The sequence below is a fragment of the Janthinobacterium sp. CG_23.4 genome, from assembly GCF_029892305.1.
Lineage (GTDB): Bacteria > Pseudomonadota > Gammaproteobacteria > Burkholderiales > Burkholderiaceae_D > Janthinobacterium > Janthinobacterium lividum_D.
This window is the reverse complement of the sequence record NZ_JARXUX010000001.1, coordinates 3,788,574-3,810,341: the sequence shown is the minus strand read 5'-3', so window position 1 is coordinate 3,810,341 and position 21,768 is coordinate 3,788,574. Positions and strand designations below refer to the sequence as shown.

Annotated in this window: 16 protein-coding genes and 1 tRNA gene; 13 read left to right on the top strand and 4 right to left on the bottom strand. The window is 61.7% G+C overall.

The window, feature by feature from the left end; all coding sequences use genetic code 11:
- Positions 1-2 precede the first annotated feature (2 nt).
- The 6 genes from aceE to H4V96_RS17050 all read left to right on the top strand — a co-directional run bounded on the left by aceE (position 3) and on the right by H4V96_RS17050 (position 8,340).
- Complete coding sequence (gene aceE, locus H4V96_RS17075) at positions 3-2,699, top strand: pyruvate dehydrogenase (acetyl-transferring), homodimeric type (protein ID WP_010400959.1); 2,697 nt, start codon at positions 3-5, stop codon at positions 2,697-2,699.
- 94 nt (positions 2,700-2,793) lie between these two features.
- Positions 2,794-4,452 (top strand): dihydrolipoyllysine-residue acetyltransferase, encoded by a 1,659-nt coding sequence (gene aceF / locus H4V96_RS17070; protein WP_196854699.1) that lies wholly within the window; start codon positions 2,794-2,796, stop codon positions 4,450-4,452.
- A 10-nt stretch (positions 4,453-4,462) separates the two neighbouring features.
- The gene (gene lpdA / locus H4V96_RS17065) at positions 4,463-6,238 is read left to right on the top strand and encodes a dihydrolipoyl dehydrogenase (RefSeq protein ID WP_196854700.1); all 1,776 of its coding nucleotides are present in this window, start codon (positions 4,463-4,465) and stop codon (positions 6,236-6,238) included.
- Between the two features lie 157 nt (positions 6,239-6,395).
- Positions 6,396-6,524 carry a hypothetical protein gene (locus H4V96_RS17060; protein ID WP_261980892.1) on the top strand — a complete coding sequence of 43 codons (129 nt, stop codon included), beginning with the start codon at positions 6,396-6,398 and terminating at the stop codon, positions 6,522-6,524.
- Positions 6,525-6,681: 157 nt separating this feature from the next.
- Entirely contained in the window at positions 6,682-6,810 is a 129-nt protein-coding gene (locus H4V96_RS17055) for a hypothetical protein (protein WP_261980891.1), read from the top strand.
- A gap of 363 nt (positions 6,811-7,173) precedes the next feature.
- A complete protein-coding gene (locus H4V96_RS17050; protein ID WP_280721066.1) occupies positions 7,174-8,340 on the top strand; it encodes a hypothetical protein in 1,167 nt (388 codons plus the stop codon).
- A gap of 8 nt (positions 8,341-8,348) precedes the next feature.
- Here H4V96_RS17050 and H4V96_RS17045 read toward each other — a convergent pair whose 3' ends face one another.
- Entirely contained in the window at positions 8,349-9,068 is a 720-nt protein-coding gene (locus tag H4V96_RS17045; RefSeq protein WP_196854702.1) for a TetR/AcrR family transcriptional regulator, read from the bottom strand.
- 144 nt (positions 9,069-9,212) lie between these two features.
- Between H4V96_RS17045 and H4V96_RS17040 the strand changes: the two genes are divergently transcribed.
- The 6 genes from H4V96_RS17040 (at position 9,213) to H4V96_RS17015 (ending at position 17,153) form a co-directional block, all read left to right on the top strand.
- Entirely contained in the window at positions 9,213-10,454 is a 1,242-nt protein-coding gene (locus H4V96_RS17040) for an HlyD family secretion protein (RefSeq protein ID WP_196854703.1), read from the top strand.
- Positions 10,455-10,460: 6 nt separating this feature from the next.
- Positions 10,461-12,059, top strand: coding sequence for a DHA2 family efflux MFS transporter permease subunit (locus H4V96_RS17035; RefSeq protein ID WP_196854704.1), 1,599 nt, complete (start codon positions 10,461-10,463; stop codon positions 12,057-12,059).
- A 40-nt stretch (positions 12,060-12,099) separates the two neighbouring features.
- Positions 12,100-13,590, top strand: coding sequence for an efflux transporter outer membrane subunit (locus tag H4V96_RS17030; RefSeq protein ID WP_280721065.1), 1,491 nt, complete (start codon positions 12,100-12,102; stop codon positions 13,588-13,590).
- A 141-nt stretch (positions 13,591-13,731) separates the two neighbouring features.
- Positions 13,732-15,465 (top strand): hypothetical protein, encoded by a 1,734-nt coding sequence (locus H4V96_RS17025; protein WP_196854705.1) that lies wholly within the window; start codon positions 13,732-13,734, stop codon positions 15,463-15,465.
- 153 nt (positions 15,466-15,618) lie between these two features.
- Positions 15,619-16,317 (top strand): hypothetical protein, encoded by a 699-nt coding sequence (locus tag H4V96_RS17020; protein ID WP_196854706.1) that lies wholly within the window; start codon positions 15,619-15,621, stop codon positions 16,315-16,317.
- A 104-nt stretch (positions 16,318-16,421) separates the two neighbouring features.
- On the top strand, positions 16,422-17,153 hold the full coding sequence (locus H4V96_RS17015) for a BON domain-containing protein (protein ID WP_070346385.1): 732 nt from the start codon (positions 16,422-16,424) through the stop codon (positions 17,151-17,153).
- 145 nt (positions 17,154-17,298) lie between these two features.
- Here the strand turns inward: H4V96_RS17015 and H4V96_RS17010 are convergent, their stop codons facing one another.
- A complete protein-coding gene (locus H4V96_RS17010; protein WP_196854707.1) occupies positions 17,299-19,467 on the bottom strand; it encodes a S9 family peptidase in 2,169 nt (722 codons plus the stop codon).
- Positions 19,468-19,571: 104 nt separating this feature from the next.
- Between H4V96_RS17010 and H4V96_RS17005 the strand changes: the two genes are divergently transcribed.
- On the top strand, positions 19,572-19,778 hold the full coding sequence (locus H4V96_RS17005; protein WP_280721064.1) for a hypothetical protein: 207 nt from the start codon (positions 19,572-19,574) through the stop codon (positions 19,776-19,778).
- Between the two features lie 45 nt (positions 19,779-19,823).
- On the opposite strand, the gene H4V96_RS17000 is transcribed toward H4V96_RS17005, so the two are convergent.
- Together H4V96_RS17000 and H4V96_RS16995 are read right to left on the bottom strand one after the other, a co-directional pair.
- Positions 19,824-19,899: transfer RNA gene (locus H4V96_RS17000), tRNA-Lys, on the bottom strand.
- A gap of 68 nt (positions 19,900-19,967) precedes the next feature.
- Entirely contained in the window at positions 19,968-21,746 is a 1,779-nt protein-coding gene (locus tag H4V96_RS16995) for a GspE/PulE family protein (protein WP_196854709.1), read from the bottom strand.
- Between the last annotated feature and the right edge of the window lie 22 nt (positions 21,747-21,768).

The window sequence follows — 21,768 nt, the reverse complement described above, 5'->3', positions numbered from 1 at the left end:
AGATGTCAGCTCAACTGAATCAGGTAACGACACAGATCGGCACCGACCCGGATATGCAGGAAACCAAGGAGTGGCTGGACGCGCTCGAAGCCGTGCTGGAAAATGAAGGTCCGGAACGCGCGCATTACCTGATGGAGCGCATGGTCGACCTGGCCCGTCGCCGCGGCGCCCAAATCCCGTTCTCCAGCACCACCGCCTACGTCAATACCATCCCCACCAAACAAGAAGCACACTGCCCAGGCAACCTGGAATACGAAGAGCGCCTGCGCTCGTGGATGCGCTGGAACGCCATGGCGATGGTGGTCAAGGCCAACCGCGCCGACGGCGACCTCGGCGGCCACTTGTCCTCGTTCGCTTCGCTGGCGAACATGCTGGGCATCGGTTTCAACCACTTCTGGCACGCGCCAACGGCCGACCACGGCGGCGACCTGCTGTACATCCAGGGCCACTCCTCGCCCGGCGTCTACGCGCGCGCCTTCCTCGAAGGCCGTTTGACGGAAGAGCAAATGCTGAACTTCCGCAAGGAAGTCGACGGCAAGGGCCTGTCTTCGTACCCGCATCCTAAATTGATGCCTGACTTCTGGCAGTTCCCGACCGTGTCGATGGGCCTGGGCCCGCACATGGCGATCTACCAGGCGCGCTTCCTGAAATACCTGCACGCACGCGGCATCGCCAAGACCGACAACCGCAAGATCTGGGCCTTCTGCGGCGATGGCGAGATGGACGAGCCGGAATCGCTGGGCGCGATCGGCCTGGCCGCACGCGACATGCTCGACAACCTGGTCATCGTGGTCAACTGCAACCTGCAGCGCCTCGATGGCCCGGTGCGCGGCAATACCAAGATCATCCAGGAACTCGAAGGCGAATTCCGTGGCGCCGGCTGGAACGTCGTCAAGGTCATCTGGGGTCCGGGCTGGGATGCCCTGCTGGCGCAAGACAAGGAAGGCATCTTGCAGCGCGTGATGATGGAAACCGTCGACGGCGAATACCAGAACTACAAGGCCAAGGATGGCGCCTACGTGCGCAAGCATTTCTTCGGCAAGCATCCGAAGTTGCTGGAAATGGTCGCCAACATGACGGACGACGACATCTGGCGCCTGACCCGTGGCGGCCACGATCCGCACAAGATCTACGCAGCGTTCAAGATTGCCCAGGAACACAAGGGCCAGCCGACCGTCCTGCTGGTAAAAACCATCAAGGGCTATGGCATGGGCAAGTCCGGCGAAGCGCGCAACACGGCGCACCAGACGAAAAAACTCGACGACGAAGCGATCCGCGAAATGCGCGACCGCTTCTCGCTGCCGATTCCTGACGACAAGCTGGCCGATATCCCGTTCTTCAAGCCTGCCGACGACGCGCCGGAAATGGTCTACCTGCACGAGCGCCGCAAGGCCCTCGGTGGCTACCTGCCGCAGCGCCGCCAGAAGTCGGAAGAAACCCTGCCAGTACCTGGCCTGGACGCCTTCAAGAACGTGCTGGAAGCAACACCGGAAGGCCGCGAAATCTCGACCACGCAAGCGTTCGTGCGCGTCATTTCGACCCTGCTGAAAGACCCGAACCTGGGCCAGCGCGTGGTGCCTATCCTGGTCGATGAATCGCGTACCTTCGGCATGGAAGGCCTGTTCCGCCAGATCGGCATCTACAACCCGAAAGGCCAGTTGTACGAGCCGGTCGACAAGGACCAGGTCATGTACTACCGCGAAGACAAGGCTGGCCAGATCCTGCAAGAGGGTATCAACGAAGCGGGCGGCATGAGCTCGTGGATTGCCGCCGCGACGTCGTATTCCACCAACGACCGCATCATGATCCCGTTCTATACCTTCTACTCGATGTTCGGCTTCCAGCGCATCGGCGACCAGGTATGGGCTTCGGCCGACATGCGCGCGCGCGGCTTCCTGATGGGCGGCACGGCTGGCCGCACGACCCTGAACGGCGAAGGCTTGCAGCACGAAGATGGCCACAGCCATATCTTCGCGGCGACCATCCCGACCTGCATGCCGTACGATCCGACCTTCAGCCATGAAGTCGCCGTCATCATCCAGGATGGCCTGCGCCGCATGATCGCCAACCAGGAAGATGTGTTCTACTACATCACGATCATGAACGAGAACTACGCCCAGCCAGGCATCAAGCCAGGCCAGGAAGAAGGCATCTTGAAAGGCATGTACAAGCTGCAGGAAGGCCAGGCTGACGCCAAGCTGCGCGTCCAACTGATCGGCTGCGGCACCATCTTGCGCGAATCGATCTTCGCTGCCGAACTGTTGCAAAACGACTGGGGCGTGGCTGCGGACGTATGGTCGGCACCGTCGCTGACTCTGGTGGCCCGCGATGGCCAGGATGCCGAGCGCTGGAACATGGTCAACCCGTCGAAACAGCAGCGCGTGCCGTACGTGACGTCGCTGATGCAAGACACGGATGGCCCGATCGTCGCCACGACCGACTACATGCGCGCGTTTGCAGAACAGATCCGCGCCTTCATGCCGAAGGGCCGCACTTATAAAGTGCTGGGCACCGATGGCTTTGGCCGTTCGGACAGCCGCGCCAAGCTGCGCGAGTTCTTCGAAGTGAACCGTTATTATGTTACCGTGGCCGCGCTCAAATCGCTGGCTGACGAAGGCAAGATCGACGTGTCGGTGGTGGAGCAGGCGATTGCCAAGTACGGCATCGACGCGAACAAACCGAATCCGGTGACCCAGTAATCGTTGTGCGGACCCGATGATGCCAGGGCGGTGCGAAAGTGCCGCCCTGGCGTGTGTGCGGGTCCATCTGACAAATAAAATAACGGAGCAAGCTATGAGCATTGTGGAAGTCAAAGTCCCGGATATCGGCGATTTCAAGGAAGTCGAGATCATTGAACTGATGGTCAAGCCAGGCGACACGGTCAAGCTAGACCAGTCCCTGATCACGGTCGAATCGGACAAGGCCAGCATGGAAATTCCATCGAGCCACGCCGGTGTCGTCAAGGAATTGAAAGTCAACGTGGGCGACAAGATCGCCGAAGGTTCGCTGGTGCTGCTGCTGGAAGTGGCGGACGACGCCTCGGCGCCTGCGCCTGCACCGGCAGCCGCGCCAGTTGCGGAAGCCGCACCTGCCGCCACAGCTGCCGCCGCCCCTGCGCCAGCCGCCGGCGGTCTGGTCGAAGTGACCGTGCCCGATATCGGCGACTTCAAGGAAGTCGAAGTCATCGAATTGATGGTCAAGGTGGGCGACGCGATCAAGGTCGACCAGTCGCTGCTGACGGTCGAATCGGACAAGGCGAGCATGGAAATTCCATCGAGCCACGCCGGTATCGTGAAAGAATTGAAAGTCAAGGTTGGCGACAAGGTTGCCAAGGGTTCGCTGGTGCTGGTCGTGGAAACGACCGGTGGCGCTGCCGCTCCTGCTGTTGCCCCTGCTGCACCGGCCGCGCAAGCTGCCGCCGCGCCAACCGCCGCCGTTGCTTCGGCGCCTGCCGCTGCCCCTGCTGCCGCGCCTGCCGCTACTTCAGCACCTGCCGTCAACGGCAAGCTGGCGCACGCGTCGCCATCGATCCGCAAGTTCGCGCGCGAACTGGGCGTGGACCTGGCCCGCGTGGGCGGTTCCGGTCCGAAAGGGCGCATTACCCAGGAGGATGTGCAGAACTTCGTCAAGGGCGTGATGTCGGGCGCTGTTGCTGCGCCAGGTGCTGCCAATGCTGCCCCTGTCGCCAAGGCCGGTTCGGGCGTGGGTCTGGACTTGCTGCCATGGCCGTCGCTGGACTTCAGCAAGTTCGGCACGACCGAATTGCTGCCGCTGTCGCGCATCAAGAAAATCTCGGGTCCGAATTTGCACCGCAACTGGGTCATGATCCCGCACGTCACGCAATTCGACGAAGCGGACGTGACGGACCTGGAAGCGTTCCGTGTCGATACCAACGCGGCCAATGCGAAGAACAAGGATGCGGCCAAGTTGACCATGCTCGCTTTTGTCATCAAGGCCTCGGTTGCCGCACTGAAGAAATTCCCCGCGTTCAACGCGTCCTTGGACGCCAAGGGCGAAAACCTGATCCTCAAGCAGTACTACAACATCGGCTTCGCGGCCGACACGCCGAATGGCCTGGTGGTGCCGGTGATCAAGGGCGCGGACCAGAAGTCGGTTTCGCAGATCGCCCGCGAAATGACGGAATTGTCGCTGCAGGCGCGCGAAGGCAAGCTGAAACCGGCTGACATGCAGGGCGCCAGCTTCACCATTTCGTCCCTGGGCGGCATCGGTGGCACGCACTTTACGCCTATCGTGAATGCGCCGGAAGTGGCGATTCTGGGGCTGTCGAAAGCCTCGATCAAGCCGGTATGGGATGGCAAGGCCTTCCAGCCACGTTTGATGATGGGCACTTCGCTGTCCTACGACCACCGCGTGGTCGATGGCGCGATGGGCGCGCGATTCTCCGTGTACCTCGGCGAAGTCCTGGCCGACATGCGCAAAATTCTGCTGTAAGGAGCGATTCATGAGCACAGTAGAGGTAAAAGTACCGAATATCGGCGACTTCAAGGAAGTCGAAGTGATCGAACTGATGGTCAAGGTCGGCGACACCATCAAGCTGGACCAGTCGCTGATCACGGTCGAATCGGACAAGGCCAGCATGGAGATTCCGTCGACCCACGCAGGCGTCGTCAAGGAAATCAAGGTCAAGGTCGGCGACAAGATTGCCGAAGGCAGCGCCTTGCTGGTGGTAGAGGCGACGCAAGGCGCGGCAGTTGCCGCACCGGCGCCGGCTCCAGCGGCAGTAGCTGCTGCACCAGCCGCACCATCCGCACCAGCCGCCGCCGCCATCCCGGCCGGCAATTACAGCGGCCAGGTCGATATCGATATCGACATGATGGTGCTTGGCGGTGGTCCTGGCGGTTATTCGGCGGCCTTTCGCGCGGCCGACCTGGGCCTGTCGACCGTCATCGTCGAGCGCTACGCCACCCTGGGCGGCGTGTGCCTGAACGTGGGCTGCATCCCGTCGAAGGCGTTGCTGCATGTCGCTTCCGTCATCGACGAGACGGCGCATATGTCCAACACGGGCGTGACGTTTGCCAAGCCGACGATCGATATCGACCAGGTACGCAAGTACAAGGAAGGCGTCATCTCGAACATGACGGGCGGCCTGGCCGGCATGGCCAAGGCGCGCAAGACGCAAGTGGTGACGGGCTTGGGCCAGTTCCTCAGCGCCAACCACATCGAAGTGACGGCAGCCGACGGTTCGAAAAAGGTCGTGCAGTTCAAGCAAGCCATCATCGCCGCCGGTTCGTCCGTGGTGAAGCTGCCTTTCGTGCCGGAAGACCCGCGCATCGTCGATTCGACGGGTGCGCTGGAATTGCGCCAGATCCCGAAACGCATGCTGGTCATCGGCGGCGGCATCATCGGCCTGGAAATGGCGACTGTGTACTCCACGTTTGGCGCGCGCATCGACGTGGTCGAAATGATGGATGGCCTGATGCAGGGCGCCGACCGCGATGCCGTCAAGGTGTGGCAGAAGTTCAACGAGAAGCGCTTCGACAACATCATGACCAAGACCAAGACGGTCGCCGTCGAGGCGTTGCCGGAAGGTATCAAGGTCACGTTCGAAGCGGCAGAAGCGGGTGCTACTGCGCCAGCGCCGCAAATCTACGACCTCGTGCTCGTCGCCGTGGGCCGCAGCCCGAACGGCAAGAAGCTGGCCGCCGACAAGGCCGGCGTGCAAGTGACGGAGCGTGGTTTCATCAACGTCGACAGCCAGATGCGCACCAACGTGCCCAATATCTTCGCCATCGGCGACCTGGTCGGCCAGCCGATGCTGGCGCACAAGGCCGTGCATGAAGCCCACGTGGCGGCGCAAGCTGCCGCCGGCCAGAAGTCGCATTTCGATGTCAAGGTGATCCCGTCGGTCGCCTACACCGACCCGGAAGTGGCATGGGCCGGCATCACGGAAGACGAAGCGAAAGCCAAGGGCATCAAGGTCGAGAAGGGCCACTTCCCGTGGGCCGCCTCGGGTCGCGCCGTGGCCAATGGCCGCGCAGAAGGCTTTACCAAGTTGCTGTTCGACGCAGAAACGCATCGCATTATCGGCGGCACCATCGTTGGCACGCATGCGGGCGACATGATTGGTGAAATCGCACTGGCCATCGAGATGGGCTGCGATGGCACCGACATCGGCAAGACCATCCACCCGCACCCGACGCTGGGCGAGTCGATCGGTATGGCCGCTGAAGTGTACGAAGGCGTGTGCACGGACTTGCCGCCACCGCGCAAGCGTTGATGTTGTAGCGCTGTGTCGTAACACTAAAATCCCCGCAAGCGATTGCGGGGATTTTATTATCCAACTATGATTAAACATCTCATAGGCGGCATCATCGTCGGTACGCACGCGGGCGACAGGTGAACGATGAAGTGGTGAAATCGCGCTGGCCATCGAGATGGGCTGCGATGGCACCGACATCGGCAAGACCATCCACCCGCACCCGACGCTGGGCGAGTCGATCGGTATGGCCGCTGAAGTGTACGAAGGCGTGTGCACGGACTTGCCGCCACCGCGCAAGCGTTGATGTTGTAGCGCTGTGTCGTAACACTAAAATCCCCGCAAGCGATTGCGGGGATTTTATTATCCAACTATGATTAAACATCTCATAGGCGGCATCATCGTCGGTACGCACGCGGGCGACAGGTGAACGATGAAGTGGTGAAATCGCGCTGGCCATCGAGATGGGCTGCGATGGCACCGACATCGGCAAGACCATCGACCCGCACCCGACGCTGGGCGAGTCGATCGGTATGGCCGCTGAAGTGTACGAAGGCGTGTGCACGGACTTGCCGCCACCGCGCAAGCGTTGATAAAGCCTTAACTTTCAGTATAAAAAAACCGGGACGTGTTCCCGGTTTTTTTATGTCCCTTGATGTCCCTTGACCTCGCCAGCGTATGCTGCGGACAAGCTGTGGCGCATCTATCGCATGTGAATATTGGTGAGTATTGTTGCCTGGGAAAATGGCAAAATGGAGCTCTGTCACCATGTTTTGCTTTTGCTTCAAAAGCAGCGCGTGATTTTTCCAGGAATGTTGCCAGCGCGTGGGTCGCTCAAGTCCCGCTGCACTGGGAGTCTGTCCCAGCAGATGGATACGTCCCTTGCTGGCGCCCCGGATGAACTACCGGCAGAAGACGCTACCTAGCGGGACAGGCCCTAAGAAAGTTTTGCAACAATGAAAAAGTTTACCGCCCTTCATATTGCCGATGCCCGTTTGCGTCGGGCTGATGAGCAAGATCAAGCCGTGATGCTGCATGCCTTGCATCAGGATGTGGCCGCTATCCTGGCGGCGGGCAAGCAGATCGATGCAATTTTCTTTACTGGCCAGTTGGTGGCGCTCGATGCCTGTGCTGGCACGACGCCCCCGTATGTCTACGAATACTTCCTGCGTCCCTTGCTGCGGGCGGCCAGCTTGCCCGGTGCGCGTTTTTACCTGGTGCCGGGCGGCCGCCAGCAGGGCGGCGCGGCGGCGCTGGGCAATGCCGGTTTCAGTTTTTTCTCCGCTGATGAGCACGCCAGTGCCGAACAGCGCGCGTACTACAAGAATATCCACGCCGTGTTTCATGGCCACCAGCATACGGGCGACGCCAGTTCACTGATGAAGTCGCTGGGCATTCTGTTCAAGAGCAATCCCGGCAGCCTGTACGGTGCGCATGGCCAGATGGCGGCGTTTTCCGTGCTCGAGTTCGGCACGCGCGGGGCCGATGGCGAGGCGCCGGGCAGGCCGTGGACGGTGTCGCTGCGCGAGTTCGACGAAGTGAGCAAGAACTTCGCGCTGTCGGTGCTGTACACGCCGAATGGCCAGGAAACGGGGCAGTTGGATGCCGAGCATGTGTTTGCCACTTTGCTGCCACAACTGGCAAGCGAACGCGCCTATTTTGACGGCTTGCTGGGTAAATCGGACGCGCAGCAGGGCGCGGATGCCGGCGTGGCTGCCGATGTGCGCGCATTCCTGATCGAACTGGCGTTCGTGATGTTCGAAGCCAAGACTGTGTTTCTCGGCGAAGCGGAACTGCAGCGTTTTACCAGCGATTATTGTGGCGTAAAGGGTTGGAACGTGGCGCCAAGGGACTGGCTGGCGCCGCTGCATGCGCATGGCTTGCTGCTGTTGGTCGATGGCCAGGTGGCGTTTTCCATCGATTACTTCCGTACCTATTTCTTGGCGCAGCGCTTTGAAACTTCGTTTGATTTGAGGTGCTATGGTTCCGGGCGTCTTGATGGAAGTAAGTCTTCACTCGGTCTTGATTGCCCGTCGGCGGCCCAGCCCTTCCTGCGTGCGCTGGGCTTCAGCGATGAGCGTGCGGAAGCGGCGATGCAAGAAGAGGGTGGCCGCCCCGGCTGAATCGCGCGTCAGGCCACGTGCGGCTGGCGCAAGGTGCCGCGCAAGAACAGGTCCAGGCTGAGCGCTACCTTGGCGCGCAGCTGCACCACATCGGCTTGCGTCTGCGGCGTAAACAGCAGGCGCGACATCTGATCTTCGAGCAGGCAATTGAGCAGGTGTAGCGCCAGGATCGATGGCGTCAACTCCGCGCGAAACAGCGGCGCGATGTCGGGACGGCTGAAAAACGTGCTCAGCATGTCGCGTGTCTGTCCCGGTCCCACCTTGTAAAACGTTTCTGCCAGTTCCGGCTGTGTGGCCGCTTCGGCCACCACCATGCGATGCAGGCGAATCGCCGCCGGCGTCGTGACCAGTTGCAGGAACAGTAAGCCGAACTCGCCCAGGATGGTGGACAAGGGTCGCATATCCGTTTCCAGCGCGGGCATGGTCGAGAAGTAGGCGGCGCGGCGCTGTTCCACCACGGCATTGAACAAGCCGGCCTTGCCGCCAAATTTCACATAAATCGTGCGCACTGCCACATGGGCTTCGCGGGCGATCATTTCCAGGCTTACTTTTCCATACCCTTTTTCCAGAAACAGGCAGCCAGCCGTGTGCAGCAGGTTTTCCATGCGCGCTTCCATGTCGGCTGCGCGCGGCCTGCCGGCCGGCTTGCCGCAGCAGGAAGGCTCCTCGGTGGCGGCGTCGGATGCTGTGTCGTTGGGCAAGGGTTCGCTGAGGCCGGGATCGGACATGGTCTGGGTCTTTTTATCAGTTGTAAGGTCAGTGCAGGCTTGTACTGTAGTGTAAATTAAAATGAAATGCAATCGTTTCATTTCTTGACTTTGGTATTTCTTTGTCCAATAATGAACCTCTATAATTTCATTTCCGGAGCGAGTATGTCCAATCAGCCAGGCCAAGCAGAGCACAAGGTGCTGAGCGCTGTCCCACCCGCCGCATCTGCCGCATCTGCTGCACCTGCCGCCCCGCCTGCGTCGGCCGCTTCCGCCAGCTCCGCAGCGCCGAACAAGCGCGTGAAAATCATTGCCGGCCTGATTGTCCTGGTGGCGTTGGGTGCCGGTGCGCGCATGTGGTACCGCAGCCACTATTTCGTGGAAACGGAAAACGCCTATGTCTCCGGCCACGTGCACCCGGTCTCGGCGCGCATTTCCGGCGTCGTTACCCAGGTTTTCATCGACGACAATCAAATGGTGAAAGAGGGCGACGTCATCGCCGAACTCGATCCCTTCGACCAGCGCGTGAAAACCGAGCAGATCGCCGCGCAGATTGCCAGCGCCGAGCAGCAAGTGTTGCAGGCCGACGCGCAGATCGCGCAAGTACAAGCGCAAGCAAGCGCGGCCCAGGCACAAGTGGCGCAAGCGGACGCACAATTGTTGCGCGCGAAACAGGATGCCGAGCGTTATGGCCAGCTGTATACGAGCCAGATGAAAGCCGTCTCGAAAGCGGAGCTGGACGCCGCCAACGCGGCCCGCTCCAGTGCCGTGGCCGATCTGGCCGCGCGCCGTGACAGCGCCGCGGCTGCCAAGGCGCAGATCGGCGCCGCCCAGGCCGCGCGCGACGTGGCCAAGGCGCAAGTGGCCGTGCTGCGCGTGCAATTGAAGGACGCCGAGCAGCAGTTGCAATACAACCGCATCCTGGCCCCCGTCGCCGGGCGCATCGGCAAGCGCAACCTGGAAACGGGCATGCGCGTGCAGCCTGGCCAGCAACTGACGGCCATCGTGCAAGATAACGTCTGGGTCACCGCCAACTTCAAGGAAACCCAGTTGGCCGACCTGCAGCGCGGCCAGAGCGTGCACGTGACTATCGACGCCATGCCGGGCAAGAAACTGGTGGGCACGATCGATAGCTTCGCGCCTGCCTCGGGTGCACAATTCGCCCTGCTGCCAGCCGATAACGCTACCGGCAACTTCACCAAGATCGTGCAGCGCGTGCCGGTGAAAATCGTCTTCCAGCCGGCAGATATCAAGGCCATCAATGGCCGCCTGGTGCCGGGCATGTCGGTGATCGCCGAAGTGGAAGTGAACCAGCCCGTGTCGGCCCAGGACAAGGCCGTTGCCCCACGTCATGCCGCCGCGCTAGTCGCGCCGACTGCTCCTGCCGCCCAAAGTAGCGCCCGCTAAGCTTCCATGAGCAGCCCTTCCATCACATCGGCGGCATCGCCGGCGTTTCCCGTGATCAGCGAGAAAGTCTCAGCTCGCACCTGGCTGGCGGTCGCCGCCGGCATGCTGGGCGCCTTCATGGCGGTGCTCGACATCCAGATCACCAACTCCTCGCTCAGGGATATCCTCGGCTCGCTGTCGGCTACCCAGGAAGAAGGCTCGTGGATTTCCACGGCCTACCTGGTGGCGGAAATCATCGTCATTCCACTTACCGCGCTGCTGGCGCGCGTGTTCGGACTGCGTACCTACATGATAGGCACCACTGCTTTCTTCCTGCTGTTCTCCACTCTGTGTGGCACGGCCTGGAATTTGGAAAGCATGATCGTCTTTCGCATGCTGCAAGGCTTCACCGGCGGCGCTCTGATCCCCATGGCGTTCACCCTGGTGATGCTCAAGCTGCCGCCGTCGAAGCGCGCCGTCGGCATGGCCATTTTCGGTTTGACGGCCACCCTGGCGCCAGCGATGGGCCCGACTCTGGGCGGTTATCTCTCCGAGCTATATGGCTGGCCTTCGATCTTCTATATCAACTGGGTACCGGGCGTGCTGCTGATCGCCGGCATGGTGTATGGCCTCGACAAGGAGCCGATGAAGCTCCAGATGTTCTGGAAAGCCGACTGGCTGGGCATCTTCTTCATGGCCCTGGGCCTGGGTTGCCTGACCATCTTCCTGGAAGAAGGCAATTCGAAGGACTGGTTCGACTCGGGCTTCATCATCATTTTTGCCGCGCTGGCCCTGACGGGCATCCTGGGCTGGGTCGTTACCAGCGCCACGCGCGCCGAACCGTTCGTCAATCTGGCCTTGTACGGCCAGCGCAATTTTTTAGTCGCCACCGTGCTATCGGCCGTGACGGGCATGGGCCTGTATGGTTCGGCGTTCTTGCTGCCTTTGTTTCTGGGCCAGATCGCCGGCTATTCGCCGATGCAGATCGGTGAAGTCATCATGTGGGTGGGCTTGCCGCAACTGTTCATCATGCCCTTCGTCGCCAAGCTGTCGTCCGTGGTGGACAACCGCATCCTGTGCTCGTTTGGCCTGCTGCTGTTCGGCGGTTCGTGCCTGATGAATGCCTACATGGACGCCTCCACCGGCTACGACCAGTTGCTATGGTCGCAGGTGGTGCGCGCGCTGGGCCAGCCCTTCGTCATGCTGACCCTGTCGAATTTCGCCATGAAGGGCATCGCGCCGAAGGACATGCCGTCGGCATCGAGCCTGTTCAACATGACGCGTAACCTGGGCGGTTCGATCGGCATCGCCCTGCTGGCCACGGCCCTGAGTACCCGCGAGCACTTCCACTCGCAGCGCCTGGGGGAAGCGATCAATGCGTATTCCAGCGCCACGCAGCTGCGCCTCGACCAGCTGACGTCGTCGTTCATGGCCAAGGGCTATGACGCCGTCACGGCCGGCAACCAAGCCTTGCAGGCGATCGATGGCATCGTGCGCCGCGAAGCGTATGTGATGGCCTACAACGATGGCTTTTTCCTTATCGGCACCATCCTGCTGGTGTGCATCGTGCCGCTGTGGCTGGCCGACAAACTGAAAGCTCCCGGTGCCGGCGGCGGCGGTCATTGACCGCGCACAGCAGCCCCTCAAGAACAAGAAGGTAATCATCATGCAAACCATCATGCAAACAGTATTGACGAAAATCGCGCTGGCCGCTTCCCTTGCCGTGGCGCTGTCCGCCTGCGGTAGCGTGGGCCAGGATTTCACCGCCCCGGCCAATGTGGCCGGCGTTGACAACGGCATTTTCCGCCATGGCGCTGGCGCAGCCGACGCCGCGCAGCTACCCAGGCAGTGGTGGCGCATCTACGGCGACGCCACCCTGGACCGCCTGGAGCAAAGCGCGCTGCAGGACAATCCCGGCGTGAAGGCGGCCGGCCAGCGCCTGCTGCAGGCGCTGGCGCAAAGCGGTACGGCGCGCGCCAACCAGGGCCCGAACGTCAACGTCAGCACGGGCATCTCGAATTCGCGCACCTCGGCCAACACCTCGCAGGGCCTGGCTCTGGGCAAGCGCTCCATCAGCGGCAATAATTTTTCCGTGGGCGGCTCGCTGTCGTATGAAGTCGACTTGCTCGGTCGCGTGAAACGCATGGTCGAAGCATCTGACTCGCAGGCGCTGGCGGCGCAGGCAGAGCGCGACGGGGTGCTGCTGATGCTGTCGGCACAAGTGGCCAGCAATTACTGGCAGCTGCGCGGGCTGGATGCGGAAATGGCCATCCTGAACGGTGCGCTCGACACCCGCCGCGAGTCGGCACAGCTGGTCGAAGCACGCTTCAATGCGGGCCTGACGAATGAGCTGGACCTGGCGCGAACGACAGTCGAACTGTCGAACGCGCAAGCCGACCTGCATGAAGTCCAGCGTCAGCGCCAGCAACTGGAAAACAGCCTGGCCACTCTGACGGGCAAACCGCCGTCGGCGCTGCAATTGCCGCTGGCCGCCGAGCCTTCCAGCTTGCCACTGCCGCCCGCCATTCCGGTCGGCTTGCCGGCCAGCCTGCTGGCGCATCGCCCGGACTTGGTCTCCAGCGTGGCGAACCTGCGCGCGGCGAATGCGCAAGTAGGCGTGGCCGAAGGCGCGTTTTACCCATCGCTGCAATTGACGGGCAATTTCGGCTATGCATCCGAAAAACTGCGCGACCTGGCGCAAGGCGGTTCGCGTCAGTTCAGTTTCGGCCCGCTGGCACTGTCCCTGCCCATCTTCGACGCTGGCCGCAACCAATCCAACCTGGATCTGTCCAAGGCGCGCTATGCGGAAGCCGTGGCGAATCACGAAAGCAAGCTGCTGACGGCCTTGCGCGAGGTCGAAGACGCTTTATCCGACGTGCAGCAGCGCCAGTTGCAGGGCGATGCCCAGGCTTTGTCGCAGGCCGCCGCCGCGCGTGCCTACCTGGTGGCGCGCACGCGCTATGAGCGCGGCATCTCGACTTATCTGGACGTCACCGACGCCCAGCGCAGCTCGCTGGCAGCGGACCGCGCCGCCGTGCAGATCAAAACCCAGCGCCTGCTGGCCAGTGTCGCCGTAGCCCGTTCCCTGGGCGCCGGTTGGCAGCCGGATGGCGAGTTGGCGAAGCTGGCGTCTGCGCCAGCGGCGAAGGCCAATTAAGGACGCCGTCGACGTTACCGGGTTGGCTAAGCTCATGGTCGTGCCTTGCGGGCAGGTCGATTACAATCGCAGGCTGAGCAAGAAAGCGGTAGCGCGCCAGTCGCGCCGGCCGCTTCTGCGAAAAATCTAACCGAGACTGCCATGAAAAAACTCCTGATTCCCCTGTTGATGGCTGCCGCCGTCGGCAGCGCTGGCGCTGCAACGCCAGTCGCCGCACCCGCCGCCCCGGCCACGGCGCAACAACTGACTGCCATGAGCGCCCGTTATGCGCCCGTTGCGCTGAGCGCCGATATCACGCACCTGTCCCTCGGCGACCGCCGGGCCATCGCCAAACTGGTCGAAGCAGCCAAGCTGGTTGACGTGCTGCAACTGCGCCAGCGCTGGTCCGGTAATGAAGCGCTGTGGGCCGCCTTGAAGAAGGATAAATCAGCCCTGGGCCAGGCGCGCCTCAACTATTTCTGGATCAACAAGGGGCCGTGGTCGGTACTCGACGCGCACGCCACGTTCATGCCGGCCAGCTATGCGGGCATCGCCATTCCCGCGCACAAGCTGGAAGCGGGCAATTTCTATCCTCCGGGCGCCACCAAGGCCAGCCTGGAAACGTGGATGAATGGCTTGTCGGCGGATGACAAGCAGCAGGCGCAATGGTTCTTCACGACGATTCGCGCGGGCAAGGATGGCAAATATCAGACGCTCAAGTATTCGGACGAGTACAAGGTGGAGTTGACACGGCTGGCCAAGCTGCTCGACGAAGCAGCGGCCGCCACGGACAATGCCTCCCTGAAGAAATTCCTTACCCTGCGCGCCAAGGCTTTCCTCGACAACGATTACCTGTCATCCGACTTTGCCTGGATGGACCTCGATTCGCCGGTCGACATCACCATCGGTCCGTACGAAACGTATAACGACGAACTGTTTGGCTACAAGGCCGCGTTCGAAGCGTATGTGAATATCCGTGACCAGGCCGAAACGCAGAAGCTCAATTTCTTCGCCAAGCACATGCAGGAGCTGGAAGACAACCTGCCGCTGGACGCCCGGTACCGCAACCCGAAAGTGGGCGCGCTGGCACCAATGGTGGTCGTCAACCAGGTGTATGGCGCGGGCGACGGCAACATGGCAGTGCAGACAGCCGCCTACAACTTGCCCAACGACGAGCGCATCATCAGCGCGCGCGGTTCCAAGCGCGTGATGCTGAAAAACGTGCAGGAAGCCAAGTTCAAGGCCACCCTGATGCCGATTTCCAGGCTGGTTCTGACACCCGAAGCGCAGCAGGACGTGGATTTCAATTCCTTCTTCACGCACATTCTTGCGCATGAAATCATGCATGGCCTGGGCCCACATGCCACCGTCGTCGACGGCAAGCCTTCCACGCCGCGCCAGGACTTGAAGGAAGCGTATTCCACCATCGAAGAAGCCAAGGCCGACATCACGGGCCTGTACGCGCTGCGCTACATGATGGACAAAGGACAACTCAACGATACCCTGGGCCAGGGCGAGGCGGCCGAGCGCAAGCTGTACAACACTTTCCTCGCCTCCGGTTTCCGTACCCTGCATTTCGGCCTGACCGATTCGCATGCGCGCGGCATGGCTATCCAGATCAATTACATCCTCGACAAGGGCGGTTTTGTTTCCCTGGGGAACGGCAAGTTCGGCGTTGATTTCGGCAAGATCAAGCAAGCCGTGATCGACCTGGACCGTGAATTTTTGAGCATCGAGGCGACCGGCGACTATGCGCGCGCGCAAGCAATGATGAGTAAGTACGTGGTGATACGCCCTGAAGTACAAGTGGCGCTCGACAAGATGAAGGTGGTGCCTAACGATATCCGTCCGCAATTCGTCACCGCCCGCGCACTGCAGCAAGCGACGCAGAAATAGTCCTGAACTCGGCCATGCCGAGGGTGAAAAACCGGTGCTGCTGCACCGGTTTTTTTTCATCTTTATTGAGGGAACGTTGCCAGTTTTTCCTTGCGGAAATATTTTCATCGCTTACTCTGCAGTGCTCCATCCGCCTTTCTTCCCATCGATCCCATGTCAAAGCCGTTCTTGCTGTCTAGCCTACTCCTTGTTTTGCCGTCCGCCGGGGCTGCCGCCCAGCTCACCGAGCTGGAAAGCCGCTGGCTGCAGGCGGGCCAATCCGTCATCGTGTTTGCACGCGCGCAAGGTTTGCTCATCGATATCATCGTGCAACCGCAGGATGCCCCTGGCGCTGTGCCGCTGGCGCTCGCTTATGCAGCCGGGCGCTGCAAGCTGGTGCTATCGCTGCGCGGCAATGCGCAGGCGCAGGGCGTCTTGCACGATGTATTGCCCGCGCACCATGGCTTGATGATGGAAGCGATGATGGCGCATGAAATCGGCCATTGCCAGCGCTATGCCCAGGGCCACTGGCACGCCTTGCCGCATGGCTTTGTCGACTCGCCCGCCATGCAGCGGGGCAAGTTGACACCGCTGGCGCAGGAGCTGCGCGAAACGCGCCGTGAAGAGGCCTATGCAGACCTGGTGGCCCTGGCCTGGATGCATGGGCGCCATCGCGGGCAGTATCAGCAGGTGCTGTCCTGGATGCGCGGCGTGCGCGCCAGCGGCGACAGTGCGGGCGGCGGTGTCGGCAGTTCCCACGCCACGCAGGCATGGCTGGCGCTGGCCGATGGCGCGACTGCCTTTGATGGTGCCGCTTCACCATTTGAACAGGCGCAACTAGTGTGGCGGGAGGGCTTGAGCGGCGACAAATAGACGCTGATTTTTGCGCGCATGGCTGCTCAGTGTGTGCTGTCGCACGGAGCTTTATGCGCGGCAGGGGTCTAATCTGGGTAGCAACTAACCAGAGAGGAATCATCATGCACAAAATGATCGCACTCATGCTGGCCGCCAGTGCCAGCGCCCTGCTTGCCGCCACGCCTGCCCATGCGCAGGATGGCGCTTACAAGCGTTTGATGGACCAGGCGTCGACCGACTACAAACAGGCCAAGGCCGCCTGTGATGCCCGCAGCGGCAACGCGAAAAAAGTTTGCGTGGAAGAAGCCAAGGTGGCGCGCAGCAAGGCCGATGCGGATGCGGTGGCGCAATACCGCAACACGCCGCGTGAGCTGGGCAAGGCGCGCAAGGATATCGCCAATGCCGAGTATGACTTGGCCAAGGCCAAGTGCGGCGAGCGCTCCGGCGCCGACAAGACAGCGTGCATGAACGATGCCAAGGCATCGAAAACGGCCGCGCTGGCCGACGCCAACATGGGTGCCAGGGCCGGCACCAATATGGCACAAAATCCGCCTGCCATGATGAAGGAAAACTGCGACGCCATGGATGCGCCAGCCAAGGTCGCCTGCATGACGCGCAATGCCGCTGGCAGTACCAAGGTAGCCGTGGAAGACTCCGTCATTACGACCAAGATCAAGGCGGACCTGGTCAAGGACAATGACTTGAAAGCGCTCGATGTTCACGTGGAAACGATGAATGGCGTCGTCATGCTCAGCGGCTTCGTGCCTTCCCAGGCGCAGGTGAAAAAAGCCGCCGACCTGGCCCGTGGCGTGGAAGGTGTCACGGATGTCAAGAATGACTTGAAGGTGAAGTAAGCGAGGCGGCGTCAGTCGCAGCAGCAAAGGCTTTGCCTGCATGAAAAAAGCCAGGTCTGCGCATGCGCAGACCTGGCTTTTGTGTTTTGCCTTGCCGGCGCTTGCGCTACGCTGCCAGCAAGGACGCCCGCTCGTGTGTCCTTGCTTATTTCAGATACTTCGCCAGCCAGCCCTCGACTTCGCTGTAGAAGAAGCGGCTGTTTTCGCCCTTCAAAATCCAGTGGTTTTCATCCGGGAAGACCAGCAGTTTTACCGGCACGTTCAGGCGCTGTTGCACGGCAAAGTTCATCAGCGCATTGTTGGCCGGCACGCGATAGTCGAGCTCGCCCACGGTGATCAGGATGGGGGTGGTAAATCCCGTACCTTTCTCGTGATTGCCCGCTTGCATGATTGGACTTTGATCGCGCCATACGGGCAGGTTCGACCAGACGGGGCCGCCTGCATTGGTTTCACGGCCGAAACCGCCATCGCTGGTGCCCCACTGCATGATCAAGTCCATTTCGCCCGCGTGCGAGACGATGGCCTTGTAGCGCGTGCTGGTCGCTTGCAGCCAGTTGGCCAGGTGGCCGCCATAGCTGGCGCCGCCAGCGGCCAGTTTCGTGCCGTCGATAAACGGGTATTTCTTGATGGCTTCATCCACACCCTGGTTGACTTCATCGCCCGGCCCCTTCAATGGGTCGAACTGGATCGAGCGCGCAAATTGCTCGCCATAGCCGGTGGAACCCTTGTAGTCGGTCAGCAGCACCACATAGCCTGGTTTGGCCAGCAAGTGATAGTTCCAGCGTAGTACGAACTGGTCGCGCCACATGCTGGCCGCGCCGCCGTGGATGACGGTAAACAGCGGGTATTTCTTGTTGGGGTCAAAGTTGGCGGGCTTGACGAGCATGTTGTGGATCTGGCGGCCATCGGCCGTGGTGAACCAGAAGTGCTCGGGCGCCTGCCAGTCGATTTTATTCGCCTTGTCCGTGTTGAAGGCCGTCAGGCGTTTCGGTTGCTTGCCATTGAAGGCGTAGATTTCCGGCGGGCTGATGCTCGACTCCCACACGCCCACCAGGGCCTTGCCACCACTGCTCAGCGAATTGATGCTACCGGTCGGCAAGGATGGTTCTTCGCGCACCTCGCCGCCCCCGGCGTCGATCGAGTACAGCTTTTCCAGACCCGCATGTTCATAGCTGAAGATGACGCGCTTGCCGCCTTCGGGCAGCACGAAGCGCGAAATCGACCGGTCCAGCTTGGCGCTCAAGATCGTCGGCGCAGGGTTGCTCATCGGCCAGGCGAAGCTGGCCAGGCGTTTCACGTCATATACTTTGCCCGCTGTTTGCGCGTCGCTGAGGGCGAACAGGGTCTTGCCGTCGGCGGAAAATTTCAGCGAGCTGTAGCTATGGTTATCCTGCGTCAGGCGCTGCGCTTCACCGCCGGCCACGGGCAGCAGATACAGTTGGGCAAGCACGGTTTCGCGCTGCGCCGCATCGTGGTTGGTGGCCGCATTGAAGACGACGGCCTGGCCATCGGGCGTCCATACGGCGTCCAGCGATTGTCCCTCATCGTCCTGGCTGCCGCCAAAGCCCGGCAGGGTGACCAGTTGCGTGCCCGACAGGATGTCGCGCGCTGAGTTCTCGCCTTTGGCGTCAGGCTGCGCATCGACGATGAACAGCCGCACTTGCTTGTCGGTCAGCCATTTATCGAAATGGCGGGGCGCCGTTGTTTCATACGCACGGGCGCTGTATTTGCGCTCCTTGCGCTCTTTGGCGCTTTGCTTGACGTCGCGTTCCGACTTGTTGCCTGGATAAATATCGCTGACAAACAGCAATTGTTTGCCATCCGGGCTCCACTTCGGCATGCGCGCACCGAGGGTGAGCGAGCTCAGGCGCTGCGCTTCGCCGCCAGCGGCCACGTCGAGGCGATAAATCTGTCCAGCCTCATCGCCATCGCGCTTGGCGACAAACACCAGTTGGCGGCTGTCCGGCGACCATGCCACGGCGCTTTCGCCGCTTTTGGAATAGGTCAGGCGGCGCGCGGCGCTGTCGTCAGTCAGTGACTTGATCCACAGATCCGACCATTGTTCCTTGCTATCGTAGGCGCTGTCAACGACGGAAAACACGGCCCATCGCCCATCCGGACTGGCGACGGGCGCGCCGACTCTTTTCATCAGCCACACGTCTTCATGCGTGATGGCGTGCTTGGCATTGGTTTGCGTGGCGACAACTGGCGATGCCGGCGTGGCATCGGCGGCGTGGATGGTCGTTGCCAGCGAGGCGCAGGTGGCGGCGATCAGCAGGGCCGTGAGGGAGTGGCGAAGACGGGGTGAGGTCATGGGCGTGGTCCGGGAAGTGAAAAAAGTACAACGGACAACATTATTGCCCATGGCTTCCAGTACTGCCAAGGCGGGCGCCCAAGTAGGCATGCTGCATCGACGCCGTGCCGGCCAGCATGTCGACGGCGCAAGTGGCGGCGCATAAGGAACACAACGGCAGGAACACAACGGCAGGAACACAACGGCAGGAACTCAAGGCCATGGATGGCAAGCCGATGACAAAGCCAGCCCAGACATGCGCGGCTGCGGTGGGCAAGGGCGGCCTCGGCGCTGCCCAGCGCCTGCCGTCGCTGGCAGGGTCGCGCAAATGAAAAAAGCCCCTCCGTGGGGAGGGGCTTTTTAGTACTGCGCATTCGTGGTAGGCCGTGCGGGATTCGAACCTGCGACCAACGGATTAAAAGTCCGCTGCTCTACCAGCTGAGCTAACGACCCGAAAGAGGCCGCATTATATATCTTTTGAAAAAGAATGCAAAGCATTCCTGCGAGAAAGTGCAGCTCTGCTAAGGCAGCGCTGCCGTGAGCTTGAGCACTTCATCAATGCTGGTCGTGCCATCGACGATTTTGCGCGCGCCGGCGATGCGCAGCGGCGTCATGCCGTCGACGATGCTTTGACGGCGTAGCGCGTGCAGGTCGGCGCCGGCCCTGACCAGATGGCCGAACGTTTCCGTCACGCTCAGCAATTCATAAATGCCGGCCCGCCCCAGGTAGCCGCTGTGCCGGCACAGGGTGCAGCCGACCGGACGGTATATGGCGTGGGGGCGTTCCAGCTGTCCGCCCGTCAGGCGCTGCCATGGCGCGTCGTCGGGGGCGGCGTCCGGCTGTTTGCAGCCAGGGCACAGGCAGCGCAGCAGCCGTTGCGCCAGCACGCCGACCAGGCACGCTTCGAGCAGATAGGCGGGCAGACCTAGTTCCAGCAAGCGCGTGACGGCCGAGGGCGCGTCGTTGGTGTGCAGGGTAGACAGCACCAGGTGGCCCGTCAGGGCAGCCTGCATGGCCATTTCGGCCGTGGCCAGGTCGCGGATCTCGCCCACCATGATGATGTCGGGATCTTGCCGCATCAGCGCCCGCACGCCATCGGCAAACGACAGTTCGATGCCGGCCTGGGTTTGTACCTGCATCTGGTTGAAGGCCGGCTCGACCATTTCTATCGGGTCTTCCACCGTGCATACATTGACTTCGCTGCTGGCCAGCGCCTTCAAGGTGCTGTACAGGGTGCTGGTCTTGCCCGAGCCTGTGGGCCCTGTCACCAGCACGATGCCGTGCGTGCGCGTCGTCAGCTGGCGCCAGCGTTCGGCATCTGCGGGCGGAAAGCCCAGCTCGAACAGGCTCTTGACGGCGACTTCCGGGTCGAAGATGCGCATGACGAGTTTTTCGCCGAAGGCCGTGGGCAAGGTCGACAGGCGCAGTTCGATTTCCTGGCCCTGCGCATTGCGCGTCTTGATGCGGCCATCTTGCGGGCGGCGCTTTTCTACCACGTCCATGCGCCCGAGCAACTTGATGCGCGCCGTCATGGCCAGCAGTACCACGGGCGGCAGCTGGTAGGCCTGGTGCAGCCGGCCATCGATGCGCAGGCGCACGAAGCCAGTGTCGCGCTTTGGTTCCAAATGGATGTCGGAGGCGCGCTGGGCAAACGCGTATTGCCACAGCCAGTCGACGATGCGCACGACATGCTGGTCGTTGGCGTCGAGGCTGTTCTTGTTGCGCCCCAGCTCCACCAGTTGCTCGACATTCTGGCGCAGCGTCAAGTCTTGCGTGGACGCTTGCCGGGCCACCTTGACGGAACTGGCCAGGCTGAAAAATTGCGCGATGGCATCGGCGATGTGCAGCGGGTTGGCGATGACCAGGCTCAGCTTGCGTGGCGCCAGCTTGCCCAGTTGCGCTTGCCAAGCGAGTGCGTAGGGCTGGGCCGTGGCAATGACGATGCGTTCCCGCGTGCTTTCTACGGGCAGGATGTTGAAGCGTGCCGCATAGCTGGCCGTCATGACGTCGGCCACCTGGCTGAAGTCGATACTCAGGGGATCGATGCGCATATACGGCAAGCCGGCGCGCTGCGCCAGCCACGCGCACAGGGTGTCGAGCGTCAGGCCGGCATCGGCGATGTTGCATAGCGGATGCAAGGGCGGTGCTGGCAGCAGGGCGGCTTGGGCGCCGATGGCGGCCGCTTGCGCCGCATCGAGCAAGCCGTCCTCTTGCAGCCAGGTCAGCAGTTGCGGTAGTTCCAGCGGTACAGCCGGAGCAGGGGGCAGAGGAGCAGGGGGCAGAGGAACGGAGTCTGGCATGGCCGGCGCCTTTTCGGGCTGC

Excerpts from the sequence above, each read along its gene's own strand:
- aceE (WP_010400959.1), top strand. The coding sequence starts at position 3 with ATGTCAGCTCAACTGAATCAGGTAACGACACAGATCGGCACCGACCCG.
- aceF (WP_196854699.1), top strand. The coding sequence starts at position 2,794 with ATGAGCATTGTGGAAGTCAAAGTCCCGGATATCGGCGATTTCAAGGAA.
- lpdA (WP_196854700.1), top strand. The coding sequence starts at position 4,463 with ATGAGCACAGTAGAGGTAAAAGTACCGAATATCGGCGACTTCAAGGAA.
- H4V96_RS17060 (WP_261980892.1), top strand. The coding sequence starts at position 6,396 with ATGGGCTGCGATGGCACCGACATCGGCAAGACCATCCACCCGCACCCG.
- H4V96_RS17055 (WP_261980891.1), top strand. The coding sequence starts at position 6,682 with ATGGGCTGCGATGGCACCGACATCGGCAAGACCATCGACCCGCACCCG.
- H4V96_RS17050 (WP_280721066.1), top strand. The coding sequence starts at position 7,174 with ATGAAAAAGTTTACCGCCCTTCATATTGCCGATGCCCGTTTGCGTCGG.
- H4V96_RS17045 (WP_196854702.1), bottom strand. The coding sequence starts at position 9,068 with ATGTCCGATCCCGGCCTCAGCGAACCCTTGCCCAACGACACAGCATCC.
- H4V96_RS17040 (WP_196854703.1), top strand. The coding sequence starts at position 9,213 with ATGTCCAATCAGCCAGGCCAAGCAGAGCACAAGGTGCTGAGCGCTGTC.
- H4V96_RS17035 (WP_196854704.1), top strand. The coding sequence starts at position 10,461 with ATGAGCAGCCCTTCCATCACATCGGCGGCATCGCCGGCGTTTCCCGTG.
- H4V96_RS17030 (WP_280721065.1), top strand. The coding sequence starts at position 12,100 with ATGCAAACCATCATGCAAACAGTATTGACGAAAATCGCGCTGGCCGCT.
- H4V96_RS17025 (WP_196854705.1), top strand. The coding sequence starts at position 13,732 with ATGAAAAAACTCCTGATTCCCCTGTTGATGGCTGCCGCCGTCGGCAGC.
- H4V96_RS17020 (WP_196854706.1), top strand. The coding sequence starts at position 15,619 with ATGTCAAAGCCGTTCTTGCTGTCTAGCCTACTCCTTGTTTTGCCGTCC.
- H4V96_RS17015 (WP_070346385.1), top strand. The coding sequence starts at position 16,422 with ATGCACAAAATGATCGCACTCATGCTGGCCGCCAGTGCCAGCGCCCTG.
- H4V96_RS17010 (WP_196854707.1), bottom strand. The coding sequence starts at position 19,467 with ATGACCTCACCCCGTCTTCGCCACTCCCTCACGGCCCTGCTGATCGCC.
- H4V96_RS16995 (WP_196854709.1), bottom strand. The coding sequence starts at position 21,746 with ATGCCAGACTCCGTTCCTCTGCCCCCTGCTCCTCTGCCCCCTGCTCCG.